Source organism: Solirubrobacter phytolaccae (assembly GCF_027587195.1).
GTDB lineage: Bacteria > Actinomycetota > Thermoleophilia > Solirubrobacterales > Solirubrobacteraceae > Solirubrobacter > Solirubrobacter phytolaccae.
Genome location: NZ_JAPDDP010000063.1, coordinates 18,333 through 33,441 on the forward strand (window position 1 = coordinate 18,333; position 15,109 = coordinate 33,441).

14 protein-coding genes are annotated in these 15,109 nt (G+C 71.4%); 5 read left to right on the forward strand and 9 right to left on the reverse strand.

Annotated elements, in window-relative coordinates:
- Positions 1-23: 23 nt before the first annotated feature.
- Positions 24-512 (forward strand): TetR/AcrR family transcriptional regulator, encoded by a 489-nt coding sequence (locus OJ997_RS26490; RefSeq protein ID WP_270028307.1) that lies wholly within the window; start codon positions 24-26, stop codon positions 510-512.
- Positions 513-531: 19 nt separating this feature from the next.
- Here OJ997_RS26490 and OJ997_RS26495 read toward each other — a convergent pair whose 3' ends face one another.
- The gene (locus OJ997_RS26495) at positions 532-2,502 is read right to left on the reverse strand and encodes a HelD family protein (RefSeq protein WP_270028308.1); all 1,971 of its coding nucleotides are present in this window, start codon (positions 2,500-2,502) and stop codon (positions 532-534) included.
- A gap of 25 nt (positions 2,503-2,527) precedes the next feature.
- Between OJ997_RS26495 and OJ997_RS26500 the strand changes: the two genes are divergently transcribed.
- From OJ997_RS26500 to OJ997_RS26510, 3 genes are all read left to right on the forward strand, one after another.
- Positions 2,528-4,309: an ABC-F family ATP-binding cassette domain-containing protein gene (locus tag OJ997_RS26500; RefSeq protein WP_270028309.1), complete on the forward strand. Its 1,782-nt coding sequence runs from the start codon at positions 2,528-2,530 to the stop codon at positions 4,307-4,309.
- A 467-nt stretch (positions 4,310-4,776) separates the two neighbouring features.
- Complete coding sequence (locus OJ997_RS37850) at positions 4,777-5,256, forward strand: DUF559 domain-containing protein (protein ID WP_270028310.1); 480 nt, start codon at positions 4,777-4,779, stop codon at positions 5,254-5,256.
- Between the two features lie 10 nt (positions 5,257-5,266).
- Positions 5,267-5,647, forward strand: coding sequence for a glyoxalase superfamily protein (locus tag OJ997_RS26510; protein WP_270028311.1), 381 nt, complete (start codon positions 5,267-5,269; stop codon positions 5,645-5,647).
- Between the two features lie 5 nt (positions 5,648-5,652).
- On the opposite strand, the gene OJ997_RS26515 is transcribed toward OJ997_RS26510, so the two are convergent.
- Together OJ997_RS26515 and OJ997_RS26520 are read right to left on the reverse strand one after the other, a co-directional pair.
- Entirely contained in the window at positions 5,653-6,849 is a 1,197-nt protein-coding gene (locus tag OJ997_RS26515) for an ankyrin repeat domain-containing protein (RefSeq protein ID WP_270028312.1), read from the reverse strand.
- Positions 6,850-6,869: 20 nt separating this feature from the next.
- Positions 6,870-7,964, reverse strand: coding sequence for an endonuclease/exonuclease/phosphatase family protein (locus OJ997_RS26520; RefSeq protein WP_270028313.1), 1,095 nt, complete (start codon positions 7,962-7,964; stop codon positions 6,870-6,872).
- 23 nt (positions 7,965-7,987) lie between these two features.
- Between OJ997_RS26520 and OJ997_RS26525 the strand changes: the two genes are divergently transcribed.
- Positions 7,988-8,830 (forward strand): aminoglycoside phosphotransferase family protein, encoded by an 843-nt coding sequence (locus OJ997_RS26525; RefSeq protein ID WP_272600294.1) that lies wholly within the window; start codon positions 7,988-7,990, stop codon positions 8,828-8,830.
- On the opposite strand, the gene OJ997_RS26530 is transcribed toward OJ997_RS26525, so the two are convergent.
- From OJ997_RS26530 to OJ997_RS26555, 6 genes are read right to left on the reverse strand one after another with little or no spacing between them, the layout of a single operon-like run.
- Positions 8,817-9,569, reverse strand: a complete 753-nt coding sequence (locus OJ997_RS26530) for an SDR family oxidoreductase (protein ID WP_270028315.1) — start codon at positions 9,567-9,569, stop codon at positions 8,817-8,819. The genes OJ997_RS26525 and OJ997_RS26530 overlap by 14 nt on opposite strands.
- Positions 9,566-10,219 carry a gamma-glutamyl-gamma-aminobutyrate hydrolase family protein gene (locus tag OJ997_RS26535; RefSeq protein WP_270028316.1) on the reverse strand — a complete coding sequence of 218 codons (654 nt, stop codon included), beginning with the start codon at positions 10,217-10,219 and terminating at the stop codon, positions 9,566-9,568. Before OJ997_RS26535 ends, OJ997_RS26530 begins: the two co-directional genes overlap by 4 nt.
- The gene (locus OJ997_RS26540) at positions 10,216-11,778 is read right to left on the reverse strand and encodes an amino acid permease (RefSeq protein WP_270028317.1); all 1,563 of its coding nucleotides are present in this window, start codon (positions 11,776-11,778) and stop codon (positions 10,216-10,218) included. The genes OJ997_RS26535 and OJ997_RS26540 overlap by 4 nt, the downstream gene beginning before the upstream one ends.
- Positions 11,775-12,476, reverse strand: coding sequence for a FadR/GntR family transcriptional regulator (locus OJ997_RS26545; RefSeq protein ID WP_270028318.1), 702 nt, complete (start codon positions 12,474-12,476; stop codon positions 11,775-11,777). Before OJ997_RS26545 ends, OJ997_RS26540 begins: the two co-directional genes overlap by 4 nt.
- Positions 12,473-13,777, reverse strand: a complete 1,305-nt coding sequence (locus OJ997_RS26550) for a glutamine synthetase family protein (protein WP_270028319.1) — start codon at positions 13,775-13,777, stop codon at positions 12,473-12,475. The genes OJ997_RS26545 and OJ997_RS26550 overlap by 4 nt, the downstream gene beginning before the upstream one ends.
- Before the next feature lie 14 nt (positions 13,778-13,791).
- A complete protein-coding gene (locus tag OJ997_RS26555) occupies positions 13,792-15,090 on the reverse strand; it encodes an HD-GYP domain-containing protein (protein ID WP_270028320.1) in 1,299 nt (432 codons plus the stop codon).
- Positions 15,091-15,109: the final 19 nt, after the last annotated feature.

Below are 15,109 nucleotides of genomic sequence, written 5' to 3' on the forward strand. Positions count from 1 at the left end.
CTCGCGAGTTAGGATTCGTCGGGATGCCTCGCCCGCGCGCTTCGATCGACACCGCCGCCCTGGCCGCGGCGTTTGCGGAAGGCGGGCTGCACGGAACCTCGATCGAGCAGGTCGTCGCCGCGGCGGGCGTGGCGCGCCCGACGCTCTACGCGCGCGGGGGCGACAAGGAGGAGCTGTTCGCGCTGGCCGTCGAGGCCGAGGTCGAGCGCCTGATCGAGCGCTTCGAGGGCGGCGTGGGGCAGATCGCGGCGGCGCTCGACGCGTACCTGGACTCGGAGCCGGGTGCGCGGCTGCTGCTCGTCACCGCCCGTCCGGGCTCGCCGCGCGTGGAACGGTCCTTGCGTCGCATCCCGGTCGCACTGGAGAGCGCGGTCGGCGACGAGGAGATCGCGGCGGTCCTGCTCGGCGCGGCCTGGTCGGCGCTGCACGACGGACCGTCGGTCACGCGGGTCGCCCGTCTCCTGCCCGCGCGGGTCGACAGTGGCCCGCCGCGCGGGATCTGGACGGCGTGAAAGAGAAGGCCCTGGGCTTCTAGCTTTCGAACGCGTTCGCGAGCGGCTCGGGGAGCGGCTCGCGGTGCACGACCGACATCGCGCGCGTGGCGCGGGTGAGCGCGGTGTAGAGACCGCCGACGCCGCCGTCGGGGCGCTCGCGCAGGATCGCCTCCGGCTCGACGACGACGATCGCGTCGAACTCCAGGCCCTTGGCGACGTGCAGGTCCAGCAGGTTCAGGCCGGCGCCGAGCGCGGCGTGGGTGGCGTCGGCGAACTCGCCGAGCGCGGCTCGCACCTCGTCCATGTGCTCGAGCGGCGCGACGATGCCGACGCTGCCGTTCACCGCCGCGGCGAGGCGGGCGGCCTCCTGCGCGGTCGCCGGGCCGAGGGCCTCCGTGTGGATGGCGCGGGCCGGGAACGGCGCCTCGCGGACGCCGCGCGGGGCGGGCGCGCCCGGCGGGAGCAGCGTCCCGGCGATCTCCAGGAACTCGTTGGGGACGCGGTAGCTGACCTCGAGCTCGGAGACGTCGAACGTGTCCACACCGGCCTCGTCGAGCACGCGCTCCCAGCTGGAGACGCCGGCGTCGGCGGTGCGCTGCGCGAGGTCGCCGAGGATCGTCAGCGACTGCGAGCGGGCGCGGCGCACGACCATCCGCAGCTCCATCGGCGTCAGGTTCTGCGCCTCGTCGACGACCACGTGGCCGAAGCGCCGGAACCCGGGGTCGATCAGCCAGTGCGCCTCGTCGAGCAGCGCGACGTCGGTCGGCGTCATGTCCTGCTTGCTGGTCGCGGGCTTGGCCTTGAGCAGGCGCGCGACCTCGTCGGGCTCGAGCAGGTCGCCCGCCACCCGTTCCAGGCGCTCGCGGTTGCTGAACAGCTTCTTGACGAGGCCCTCGGGCGTCTCCTTCGGCCAGGCCTTGGTCACGGCGCGCGTGTAGTCCTTGGACTTGCGGATCGCCTTGACCGTGTCGTCGGGGCTGGCGAGCGAGTCGCTGCTCAGGACGCGTGACGCGAACGTGCCCGCCAGGCGCTCGCGGAAGCGCTCGCGGCCGGTGGCGTAGGAGAACGTGCGCTCGCGGACGGCGGCGACCAGCTCGCGCTGCTCGTCCGCGGTCACCGTGGCGGTCACCCGTCGCGAGAGCGGGACCTCGATGTCCTCGAAGGTCAGGCGGTCCCACAGCAGCCGCTGCAGCACGACCGCGATCCGCGCGCTGCCCTTGAGCGTGGCGAGCTCGCGCGTCTCGTCCGTCTCACCGTGCGGGGCGCTCACGAGCGAGCCGATCGCCCGCTGCTCGACGCCGCCCTCGCCGAGCGCCGGAAGGACCTGCTCGATGTAGCGGATGAACGTCTCGTTCGGGCCGACGACGAGCACGCCCTCGCGCCCGAGCTGTGGGTTCGTGTAGAGCAGCCAGGCGGCGCGGTGCAGGCCGACGGCCGTCTTGCCCGTGCCCGGCCCGCCCTGGATGACGAGCGCGCCCTCGGTCTCGCGCGCGATCAGCTCGTACTGGTCGGGCGTGATCGTGGAGATGATCTGGCGCATCTCGCCGACGCGCTGGCGGGTGATGTCCTCGACGATCGCGTCGGTCAGGTGGTCCTCGAAGGCCGTGTCGAGCGGCTCGTCGACGAAGCCGAGCACCTCGCGCTCCTCGATGTCGAGGCGCCTTCTCCGGCGCACGCCGTGCGGGTCCTCTTCGGTCGCCGTGTAGAACGGCTCGGCGGCGGGGGCGCGCCAGTTGATGCTCAGCAGGTCGTTCGCGGGGCTGTGGACGGCGTGGCGGCCGACGTACAGCGTGGCGCCGTCCGTGCGGTCGATGCGGCCGAAGTAGAGCGGGCCGCTGGCCTCCGTGTACACGCGGATGCGCTCGCGGCGCATGGCCTCGAGCGCCTCGTTGGCGTACTCGTCGTCGCTGATCGCGCGGTCCTTGTACTCGGTCAGCTTGGCGAACGCGACGTCGTACGCGGCGCACGTGGCATCCAGGTGCCGCTGCTCCTCCTCGAGCTCCTCCATGCCGTTGATCGTAGGCTGATGCTCGATGTCAGCACCGGCGCGAAATCTCGTGAACCTCAAAGACGTGGTCAAGGGCTTTGCCGCGCGGACGGTGCTGAGCGGCGTCACGCTCGGGGTCTCGGCCGGTGATCGCGTCGGCATCGTCGGCCGCAACGGCGACGGCAAGTCCACGCTGCTGCGCCTGATCGGGGGCGTCGAGGAGCCGGACACGGGGAACGTGACGCGGGTCGGCGGGCTCGCGCTGTCGATGCTCGGGCAGGGCGACTCGCTCGACTCCTCCAAGACCGTGCGCGACGAGCTGGTCGGCGGCATGGCCGACCACGAGTGGGCGGCGGACGCCCGCTACCGGAACGTGCTCGACGGGCTGCTGGGCGGCGTGTCGATGAGCCGCTTCCCGCGCGGGCTGGACGCGCCGATCGCGCCCTTGAGCGGCGGTGAGCGACGCCGGATCGCGCTTGCGCAGACGCTGTTGGGCCACCCCGAGCTGCTGCTCCTGGACGAGCCGACCAACCACCTGGACGTGGAAGGCGTGGACTGGCTGGCGCGGCACCTGGCGGCCCGGCGCGGCTCGATGCTGGTCGTGACCCACGATCGCTGGTTCCTGGACGCGGTGTGCACGCACACGTGGGAGGTCAGCGACGGGAACGTGCACCAGTACGAGGGCGGCTACGCGGCCTACGTTCTGGCGCGGGCCGAGCGGGATCGCCAGGCGTCGGCGCGCGAGGAGCGCCGGCAGATGCTGGTGCGCAAGGAGCTGGCCTGGCTGCGCCGCGGGCCGCCGGCGCGCACGTCCAAGCCGAAGTTCCGGATCGAGGCCGCCAACGCGCTGATCGCCGACGAGCCCGAGGCGCGCGACACCACGGAGCTCCTGAAGTTCGCGTCCTCGCGGCTGGGCGGCAAGGTCATCGAGGCCGAGCACGTGTCCCTGGCGTTCGGGACCAAGGTGCTGTTCCGTGACGTGGACTGGCACATCGGCCCGGGCGACCGGATCGGGCTGGTCGGCGTCAACGGCTCCGGCAAGTCGTCGTTGACGAAGGTGCTGGCGGGTGAGCTCCCGCCGGACTCCGGCGAGGTCGAGCACGGCACGACGGTGAAGCTCGCGCACCTGTCCCAGGACACGGCGGAGATCCCGGGCAACCTGCGTGTGCTGCAGGCCGTCGAGGAGGTGCGCGGCGTCGCGCGCCTGGGCGACGGCAGCGAGCTGACCGCCGGCTCGCTGCTCGAGCGCTTCGGGTTCCGCGGCGAGAAGCAGCGCACGCTCGTGAAGGACCTGAGCGGCGGCGAGCGCCGCCGCCTCCAGCTCATGCGCCTGCTGATGGGCGAGCCCAACGTCCTGTTCCTCGACGAGCCGACCAACGACCTGGACATCGACACCCTCACCGCGCTCGAGGACCTGCTGGACTCCTGGCCCGGCACGCTCGTCGTCGTCTCCCACGACCGCTACTTCGTCGAGCGCGTCTGCGACAACGTCTACGCCCTCCTCGGCGACGGCGGCGTCACGCACCTGCCGGGCGGCATCGACCAGTACCTGTCCCTGCGCGCGCCGGTCGAGGCACCGGCCGCACGGGAGACCAAGTCGACCCCGAACCAGACCGTGATCCGAGCGGCGCGCAAGGAAGTGGCGCGCCTCGAGCGCGCGTTGGAGAAGAACGGCGCACGCGAGGAGGAGCTCCACGCGGCCATGGCGACGGCGGCCACGGACTACGGGCGGTTGCGTGAGCTCCAAGCGGACCTGGCCGCGCTGGCCGACGAGCGCGAAGCGCTCGAGGCCGCATGGCTGGAACAGTCCGAACTTGTTGACGGTTAATTCGCAAACGCGTGTAGATCCGTAGCACCGAGCGGTGCGAGGGTTCAGGGGGTGCGGAACACCAACGTCCCCCCCAGGACCTCTACGTTCCACACTCCTGTCTCGGGTGGCGTCGGGACAGTACGGGCTCGTGACCGCAGCGCAACTCCGTGCGCTCGGGATCACGTCGAGCGCGGCCGTGAAACGGCCTGATCTGCACCCGGTCCACCGGGGTGTCTACGCGGTTGGTCACACCGCTCTTTCTCGCGAGGGCCGTTGGCTGGCCGCTGTATTGGCCGGTGGCGAGGGAGCTGTGCTCCGCGGGGAGTCGTTGGCCGCGCACTACGGGCTCCAGAAGTGGGCGCCACGCGAGCCCGACGTCCTCGTTTCCCCGCCGCCACCGGCCGATCCCCGGCATCAACCTCCGCGCCACGCGCACCCTCGACCCGCGCGACGTCACGGTCTACAAGGGCATCCCGTGCCTCACCGTGCCCCGCCTCCTCATCGACCTCAGCGACTCGCTCATCGCCGAGGAGCTCACGGCCCTCATCCACCAGGCCGCCTACCTCCACCTACTGGACCTCAAGGCGCTCCGGGCGGCGATGCAGCGCGCGAACGGCCACCACAAACTTGCCGTCCTCGAGCAGGCGATCGAGGCCTGGCTGGACGGAAGCGCCGGCACGCGGAGCCGCGGTGAGACGGCGTTCCGCCGCGCGCTCACGGCACTCGGCCTGCCCCGCCCGCTCACGAACATGAAGGCCAGGGGCATCGAGGTCGACTTCCACTGGCCCGACCGGCAGCTGATCGTCGAGATCGACGGCCCGAATCACAACCGGCCGCCGACCCGCGTCACCGACCGCTCGCGCGACGATGAGTTGGCCGCCGCCGGATGGACGATCTTGCGAGCGCCGACCTACGAGCTCGCCCTCGAGAAATTGCGGACAGAAGTTGACCGCAACATTCCTTAGAGTGCTGCGCATGGACTTCAAGCTCGAGCTGGTCGCCCTCCCCGTCTCCGACGTCGATCGCGCCAAGGCGTTCTACGTCGATCAGATCGGCTTCAACGCCGACCACGATCAGCAGGTCAACGAGGGCCTGCGCTTCGTGCAGCTGACCCCTCCCGGTTCGGGGTGCTCGATCGCGATCGGGCAGGGGCTGATCGAGTCCGAGCCCGGCTCGGTCAAGGGCCTGCAGCTCGTCGTCAAGGACATCGAGGCGGCGCGCGCGGAGCTCGTCGGCCGCGGGGCGCCGGTCAGCGAGATCGACGATCAGCCGTGGGGGCGGTTCATCTACTTCGCGGACCCGGACGGCAACGCCTGGGCGATCCAGGAGCTGCCGTCCTGGGCCCCGAACGCCTAGGAGCCCTAGGGCCGGCGGCAGGCCACGTGTGAGCGCCAGTCGAACGGCAGGCGCTCGAGCCGGCCTTCGACGAGCGTGACCGCGGCGCCCCAGGTGGCGCCGGGCGTCTCCAGGTCCAGCCGGACGAGGCCGGAGGTGCTGGAGATGCCGACCACCCACTGGTCGTCGAACGCCTCGAGGATCTCGCCGAGGTGGGCGTCGCGCTCCTCGAACTCGATGACGACGCTGACGCTCTCCTCGCGCTCGGGCTCGAACAACGTCACGAGCGCCTCGTGCTTGAAGTGGCGGGCCCAGGCGAGGGCGTCGCCGTCGTGGACGCTGTCGCGGATGGTCGGGTCGGCGCCCGCGGCGAGCAGCACCTGGACGACCTCCTCGTGGCCGCCCATGACCGCGAGGTGCAGGGCGGTGACGTCGGCGCCGAAGTGGCTCCAGAGGGCGTCGGGGTTCGCGCCGCGGCCGAGCAGCCAGCGGACCGCGTCGGCGTTGCCGCGCTTGGCCATGAGGTGCAGGACGCCCGGGCCGAGCGCGCTGCCGAAGCGCGCGGCGGTGTCCACGTCGCCGACCGCCAGCGCGGCCAGCAGGTCGATGTCGTAGCCGCGGGCCGGGCGCTCGCCGCGTTCGGCGCTCGCGATCTCGGCCTGGCTGAGGACGGCGACCGCCCGCATGACGGCGTCGTCGACGCCGCCCGCGCTCGCGTAGGTGGCCGCGAAGTGGCCGAAGCCGTCCACGCCGAGCGGGTCGGCACCGAGCTCGATCAGCAGCTCGACCATGTCCGCCTGGCCGCGGGCGACCGCGAACTGCAGCGGCAGCCGGTGGTCCTCGTTGCGGCTCATCCGCTGGTTCAGCGCGCCCGGGTCGGCGGCGACGATCGCGCGCACCTCGTCGGCCAGGCCCAGGGCGAGGGCGGAGAAGATGTGATGCCGCGCGCCGCGGCTGACGAGGAACTCGGCGACTTCCGGCTGGGAGGGCTCCCAGCACGTCGCCCAGCCGATCACGCCCAGCGCGTGGTCGTCGCCCTCGCCGGCGACGTCGCCACCGGCCTCGACGAGCAGGCGGACGACCTCCAGGTGCCCGCCGGCCGCCGCCCAGTGCAACGCATGGGTGTTGTCGCCGGTTTCACGCGCGTTGACTTCGGCGCCTTCGCTCAGCAGTGCTTGGACCGCACCGGAATCCCCGGCCTTGGCCGCATCGAACAGGGTCACGACGCCTGAAGGTAGCGGGCTCAGCCGCGCAGGCGCAACCGGCTGATCACGCCGCCGTGGTCTGACGGCCACAACCCGGACGGCGTCCGCGCCGCCGGATCGTTGCCGGTCACCCGGGCGCGCACCGTCTTCAGGCCCGGTTTCGTGAGCACGTGATCGACCGTGTGGTCGAACGCCGCCCGCGGGTCCGTGAGCGAGGAGAAGCAGCAGCTCTGCCGCGCGCCGTTGTCCTTGAACCCCTTCAGCGCCTTGAACGCGAGGTCGTCACCGGGCTTTTCGGGTTGGTTGTGGCGCTTGATGCCCGAGTTCAGGTCGCCCACCAGGACCACCTGCGTCTTGGTCTTCAACGGCCCGGTGAGCAGCTCCTTGGCCTGGGCCTCGCGGATCTTCGTGTCGCCGAACGCCTCCAGATGGGTGTTGACGAACCGGAACTTGCGCTGTCCGAGCCGCGCCTCGACCGAGACCCAGCCGCGGTCGACCGGGATCTCGAGACCGCCGACGTTCGGCTCGTAGCGGGTCTTGAAGTGCCCGCCGCGCGTCTTGCCGAGCTTCACCTTCGACCCGCGCCGCACGAGGATCACGTCGCGCATCGTCAGCCGCGCGTCGAGGTCCGCGCCGAGCGAAGCAAGCGGACCCGTGCCCGTCGCGACGTTGCCGTCGGCATTGACCGGTAGCTCCGCCTGGAACTCCTCCTGCACGACGACGACCTTGTAGCTCGAGCCGAGCTGGGCCTGGAGCAGCGCGAGGAAGTCGAAGGCCACGGTGGTCGCGGCCGTTGCGCCCGCCACCGGGCTGATCGGCGGAGCGCCGCCGTCGGACGGCTGCTGCACGTGCCAGAGCGCGACCTCCTGCAGCCCGACGAGATCGGCCTTGGACGCCTTGATCTCGGCGGCGAGCGGCACCGCGCGCTCCGGGAACTGCGTCGCCTGCAGCTCGTTCCACACCGTGCCGGCGCCGTTGATCGCCTCCGCGATCCCGGGCGCGCCGATGGCCGGGTTCAAGTCCGCGCCGAGGAACACGTTGCGCGTCATGACGGTGATCTCCTGCGCGTCCGCCGCCGGGGCGGACGCCGCGAGCGCAGCGACGAGCACCGCGAGGACCCTGGACGTCTTCACGTCGCGACTTTATCTGTACCCGGATGCACGTGGGCGAGGTTCCGACCGACCGCGCGCTCGTCGAGCGGCTGCTCGCGGCGCAGTACCCGGCGTTGCGCGGCGAGCCGGTCCGCGCGGTGCGCTCGACCGGCACCGTGAACGCGATCTACCGCGTGGGGGAGGAGCACTACGCGCGGCTGCCCCGGATGCCCGAGTGGGCCGCCGCGCTGCGCCAGGAGTGCGAGTGGCTGCCGCGGCTGGCGGCACAGCTCACGTTGCGCGTGCCCGAGCCGGTCTTCCTCGGCGAGCCCGACGACGGGTACCCGCTTCCATGGGCGGTCTTCCGCTGGCTGGAGGGCGAGCCGTACGGCGAGGTCGACGACGAGCTCGCCGCGGCGCGGGCCCTCGCCGGCTTCGTGCGAGAGCTCCACGCGATCCCGGTGAGCGACGGCGTGCCGCGCGGCGGTCGGCCGCCGCTCCGCGAGGTGGACGAGATCACGCGCGCGGCGCTCGAGACCGACGTGGCGCGCGCTGCCTGGGAACGCGCGCTCGAGACACCCCCGTGGGACGGCGAGCGCGTCTGGGCCCACAACGACCTGCTGCGCCCGAACCTGCTCGTGCGCGGCGGACGCCTGCACGCGGTGATCGACTGGGGCAGCGCGGGCGCCTCCGACCCGGCGCTCGACCTCATCCCGGCCTGGGCCGTGTTCGACGCACCCGGCCGCGCCGCCTACCGCTCAGCGCTCGAGGTCGACGACGCCACCTGGGAACGGGCGCGCGGCTACGCGCTCCACCAGGCGGCGCTGATCATCCCCTACTACCGCGAGACCAACCCGGCGTTCACCGCGCTGGCGCTCCGCACGGTCGAGCAGCTCATTCGGGCGTGACGTAGGCGCCGGAGAGCCCGCCGTCGACCATGAAGGTGGAGGCCGTGATGTACGAGGACTCGTCGGAGGCCAGGAAGACGGCCGCCTGGGCGATCTCCTTCGCGTCCGCGAAGCGGCCCATCGGCAGGTGGATGAGGCGGCGCGCGGCCTTCGCCGGGTCGCTTGCGTACAGCTCACGCAGCAGCGGCGTGTCGACCGGGCCGGGGCAGAGCGCGTTCACGCGCACGCCGCGGCGGGCGAACTCGACGCCGAGCTCACGTGAGAGGGCCAGCACCGCGCCCTTGGACGCCGTGTAGGAGATCTGGGAGGTCGCCGCGCCCATCACGGCCACGAACGAGGCGGTGTTGATGACCGAGCCGCCGCCGGTGTCCAGCAGGTGGGGGATGCCGTGCTTGCAGCACAGGAAGACGCTGCGCAGGTTCACGTCCTGCACGCGCTGCCAGGCCTCGAGCGTGGTGTCCAGGACGGAGACGTCGTCGTCGGGGGAGATACCGGCGTTGTTGAAGAGCACGTCGATGCGGCCGTACTCCTCGCGCGCCCGCCGCAGGAACTCGATGACCGCGGCCTCGTCGGCCACGTCCGCCGCGAGCGCCAGGTCGACCCCGTCGAAGTCGTCGCGCAGGTCCACGCCGATGACCGTCGCGCCCTGCGCGCGGAACAGCGCCGCCGACGCCGCGCCGATGCCGCCCGCGGCGCCCGTGATGACGCAGACCTTGTCCTTGAGCCGGCCGGGGGTCATGCCCGTGCCGCCTCGACCAGCGCCGCGATCTCCTCAGCGCCCGCCGCCTCGGGGTGCCACTGCACGCCGAGCGCGAACCGCCGGCTCGGCTCTTCGATCGCTTCCACGAGGTCGTCCACCGTCGCCCAGCCCGTCACGTCCAAGCCCTCCCCGATCGCGTCCACGCCTTGATGATGGTGCGATTTCGTCGGATGTGACACCGCTCCCACCGCCCGCGCGGCCAGTGAGCCCGGGGTGAGCCGGACGTGGTGGTCGCCGAACGCGCCCGGCACCGCGCGGTGGTCCTCGTGCCCGAGCACGTCGGGCAGGTGATCGATCAGCGTCCCGCCGCGGGCGAGGTTCATCAGCTGCATGCCGCGGCAGACGCCCAGCAGCGGCACGTCGCGGTCCAGCGCTTCGAGCGCCAGCGCGATCTCGAACGCGTCCCGGTCCGGCCGCTCCCCGTAGTCGGCGCCGCCCGCGAGGATGAGCCCGTCCACCAGCTCGAGGACCCCGTCGAGGTGCTCGTCCGGTGGGAGCAGGATCGCCAGGCCGCCGGCGCGCTGCACCGCCGTGACGTAGGAACGGGGCAGCAGCACGGCCTCGTCGTCCCACACGCTCCAGCGTGCGCGCTCGACCGCCGCGCACACGCCGATCACCGGCCGCGTCAATTCACGCCCGCGCCTTCATCGAACTCCACGGTGCGCACCGGGCCCTTGAACGTGTGCTTGGCCTTCAGCGTCCACCACAGGCCGACGATCAGCAGCACCGCGCCGACCGTCACCGGCGCGTAGTTCAGGTACCGGATGTCGAACTCGTCACGCCACGGCACCGCGGCGGGGGTGAACGGCAGGCAGAAGATGATCACGCAGATGATCACCCACCCGATCGCCATCGGATTCACCCACTTGTACTTCTTGCCCAGCGTCCACGGCCCGGGCTCGAACGCGTCACCCATCCGCCAGCGCAGGTACACCGGCATCACGTACGCGATGTACAACCCGATGACGCAGATGGAGACGACCGCGAAGAACGCGTAGGGCGCGCCCGCCTCGTCACCTTCCAGCGCCGGCAGCGTCATCACCAGCGCCGCCACGCACGACGCGACCACGGCGTACGCGGGCACACGATGATGGTTCAAACGCGTCCACAACTGCCATCCCGGCACCGCCCGGTCGCGGGAGAACGCGTACATCATCCGCGAGCACGAAGTGACACACGCCATGCCGCAGAACAGCTGGCCGATCGTCGCGATCACCACGACCATCTTCTCCCAGCCGCCGGGCAGCGCGCTGCTGAACACGGCCAGCGAGGACCCCAGGCCGGCGTTCACCGCGTCCACGTCCGACGCCGCGAACGTGATCGCCAGCAGCACGAGCCAGCCGCCGACGCCGCTCCAGAACACGCTGCGCCACACGCCCTTCGCCGCCGCCTCGGAGGCGCCGTGCGTCTCCTCGGAGATGTGCGCGGACGCGTCGTAGCCCGTCTGCGTGTACATCGTCAGCAGGAAGCCGAGCGGCAGCACGTAGAACCAGAACATGCCGCCGCCGAAGCCCGAGTTGTTGATCGTCTCGGTGAACACGAAGTCCACGCTCTGGTGTGTGTCAGGGACGAACGCCAGGATCGCGATGATCACCGTCACACCCGCGACGTGCCAGAACACGCTGATGTTGTTCAACAGCGCGACCAACGGTGAGGAGTAGATGTTGATCAGTGCGTGCAACGTCAAGATGAGTGCGAACAGGAAGAACGTCTCCGTGAGGATGTGTGACGTGTCACTCCAGTCCGCGAACCCGAGGTTCACCCCGAACAACATGAAGGTGGCGTTCAAGAAGGTGGCACATCCGTAGTCCACCGACGCGACCACACCCACCAGGCCGACGAGGTTGAACCACCCGGTGAACCAGCCCCACTTCGGCCCGCCCATCGTCGAAGCCCAGTAGTAGATGCCGCCGGCCGTCGGGTACTTGCTCACCAGCTCGCTCATCGAGAACGCGACGAGCAGGATGAGCCCGCAGATGATCGGCCAGCCCCAGGAGATCGCGATCGGCCCGCCGTTGTTCCACGCCTGCCCGTAGGTGGTGAAGCACCCGGCCAGCACCGAGATGATCGTGAACGAGATCGCGAAGTTCGAGAACCCGCTCCACGCCCGTTGCAGGTCCTGCTTGTAACCAAGCTCGGCGAGCCGACGCTCGTCGTCGCTCTGCACGGACATCTGGGACTGCGTCATGGCAACAACCCCGCTAGGACGTGTTCTGTACCGCGCAGATGGTCCTTCATCACTCGGACAGCAAGTGCGCCGTCACGCTGCTCGAGGCAATCCACGAGCCGCGCGTGCTGCGCGTTCGACCACGCCAGCACCTCGGGCGGGTGCGGGATCTGCGCGACGAGGTCGGACATCGCGCCCTGCGAGTCGGTCATCGCGGCCACCAGCGCGGGGGAGCCCGTGGCCTCGGCCAGCCCGATGTGGAAGTGCACGTCGGCGTAGCGGTAGGCGGCGAAGTCCTCCAGCCCGGCGGCCATCATCGCCACGAGCGCGGCCAGCCGATCGATCTGCGCGCGCTCGGCCCGCTCGGCGGCCAGCATGGCGACGCCGAGCTCCACGGCCAGCCGCGTGTCGCACGCCCCGCGCCAGGCCGCGAGCGCGGCCTCGCTCGGCGGGGCGGGAGCGGGCGGCGCGTCGGCGACGAACGTCCCGCCCATGCGGCCGCGCACCGCCACCAGATGGCCCGACTGCACGAGCGCCGTGAGCGCCTGACGCAGCGTCGAGCGCGCGATCCCGAGCTGCTCGCACAGCTCGCGCTCGGCGGGCAGCCGCGCGCCCGGCGCCAGCAGCCCGAGCTTGATCGCCACCGACAACCGCTCCAACGTCTCCTCGAACGCGGTGGTGCTGATGACCGGTGCGAAGAGCGCGTCGGAGGCGATCACAGCCGCTCGAAGCCCCGTACTCGTTCCCAGTCGGTGACGGCGGCCTCGAAGGCGGCGAGCTCGACGTCGGCGTTGTTGACGTAGTGCGCGACGACCTCCTCGCCGAGCGCCTCCCGGGCCACGGTGCTCTCGGCGAACAGGTCCCGCGCGGCGCGGAGCGTCTTCGGCACGTGCGGCTTGTCAGACGCGTACGCGTTGCCGGTCACCGGCTCCTCCAGCTCCAGCGCCGTGTCCAGCCCGTGCAGCCCGGCCGCGATCATCCCGCTCAGCGCGAGGTAGGGGTTCACGTCGGCGCCCGGCAGCCGCAGCTCGAACCGACCGTGCAGCACGCGCACCGCGCAGGTGCGGTTGTCGTGCCCCCAGGCCACGGCGGTCGGCGCGAACGAGGCCGAGGCGAAGCGCTTGTAGGAGTTGATGTTCGGCGCGTACAGCAGCGTCAGCTCGCGCAGGCAGGCGAGCTGGCCGGCGACGAAGCGCTCGAACTCACCCTCGGAGAGCCCTTCCACGCTCATGTGGATGTGACACGAGGAGCCTTCGCGCTCGTTGAACTTCGCCATGTAGGTGATCGCGCACCCCTCGAGCGCCGCGATCTCCTTCGCCCCGTTCTTGTAGATCGAGTGCTCGTCGGCGGTCTGCAGCGCCGGTCCGTAGCGGAAGTTGATCTCGTGCTGGCCGTCGTTGCACTCGCCCTTGGAGTCCTCCACGACGAGCCCGGCGGCGGTCATGTCGCGCCGGATCCGGCCGATCAGCGGCTCCACCCGGGCCGTGCCCAGCAGCGAGTAGTCGACGTTGTACTGGTTGGCCGGCCGCAGCCCGCGGTAGCTGCGGTCGAACGCCTCCTCGTAGGTGTCCTTGAAGACGATGAACTCGAGCTCGGTGCCCGCGAACGCCTCCAGGCCGCGCTCCTCGAGCCGCGCCAGCTGCCCGCGCAGGATCTGGCGCGGCGAGGCGACCACCGGCTTCCCGTCGGCCCACCGCAGGTCCGCGAGGCACAGCGCCGTGCGGTCGTGCCACGGCACCGGCCGCAGCGTCGCGAGGTCCGGGACCATCTCGAAGTCGCCGTAGCCGCGCTCCCACGAGCTCATCGCGTAGCCGCCGACGGTGTTCATGTCGACGTCGACCGCGAGCAGGTAGTTGCACGCCTCCGCGCCCTCGTCGAGCACCTCGTGCAGGAAGTGCCGGGCGTCAAGCCGCTTGCCCTGCAGCCGGCCCTGCATGTCCGTCAGCGCGAGCAGCACGGTGTCGACGCGGCCGTTGGCGACCGCGGTGCGCAGCTGGTCGAGCGTGAGAGCCGACGACATGCCGGCTCCGAAAACTACAGCGTCAGCTGCCAGCCCGGCTCGGAGACGATCTCGATCAGCGCCTCGGCCACGTTCGGGTCGAACTGCGTGCCCGAGCAGACGCGCAGCTCCTCGACCGCGTCCACGATCGCCATCGCGGGGCGATACGGGCGCGTCGTGGTCATCGCGTTGAAGGAGTCGCAGACGATGATGATCCGCGCGGCGAGCGGGATCTCGACGCCGATGAGCCCGTCCGGGTAGCCGCGGCCGTCGAAGCGCTCGTGCGACGCGCGCACGACCAGGCCGACGTTGCCGAGCAGGCCGCCGACGCGGTCCAGCATCTGCTGGCCGACGACCGTGTGGGTCTTCATGAGCGTCCACTCGTCGTCCGTGAGCGGACCCGGCTTGTTGATGATCGAGTCGGGGATCGCGATCTTGCCGATGTCGTGCAGCAGCGCCCCGAGCTCGGTCTCGCGGCGGACGTCCTCGTCCACGCCGAGCTTCTCGGCGACGCGGACGGACAGCTCGACGACCTCGTGCGTGTGCTGGCCCGTGTAGGCGTCGCTGTCCTCGAGCAGGTCGCTGAGCAGGACGGCGGTGCCGCGGTACGCGCGGCTCAGCTCGATCGTGCGGGCGACGTGCGCCTCGCGCTCGGCGGAGAAGTGCTGCATCAGGCCGACGAGCGGGAGGACGAGCAGCGCGGCGGCCGGGACGTCGGCGGCGGCGATCGCGGCCAGCAGGCCGATCGGGGCGAGCATCGCGTCGACGGCGTGCGCCTGGGCGAGCTCCCACACCACGACGCGCGCCGGCACGCCGGAGGCGGCGGCGCTGCGGATCGTCTCGCGCACGTGGTCGACCGCGAACTGGGCGCCGAGCGCGGCGAGGTAGATCGGCCAGTGGCTCCAGTCGGCGGTCTCGGCGCCGAGGACCACGAGCACGACGGCGGGCGTGAGCGCGAAGCCGGCGTCGTTGAAGGCGAGTAGGAGCCGGTCCGGCGCGCGCTGGCCGCGCACGATCGGCAGCACGCACGCGGTCACCGTCCCGGCGACGACGAGCAACGGCACGAGCGGCGTCGGCAGCAGGAGCAGCATCGGGACGAGCAGCAGCTGGGTCGGGACGTAGACGCTGTCGCCCATCCGGAACTCGAGCCGGTGCAGGACGACGTAGCCCGCGACGTACGCCAGCGCGAGCGGCAGGTTCAGCGCGTGGGTCGGCGCGGCGAGCAGCGCGAGCGCGAGCATGCCGGCGAGCAGCAGCACGGCGAGCACGCCCTCGGCGAGCAGCTCCCGCCGCGGCAGGCCCACCGGGCGGCGCGCCTCGACGTCACTGAGCAAGCGCTGCGTCTCAGCGCTG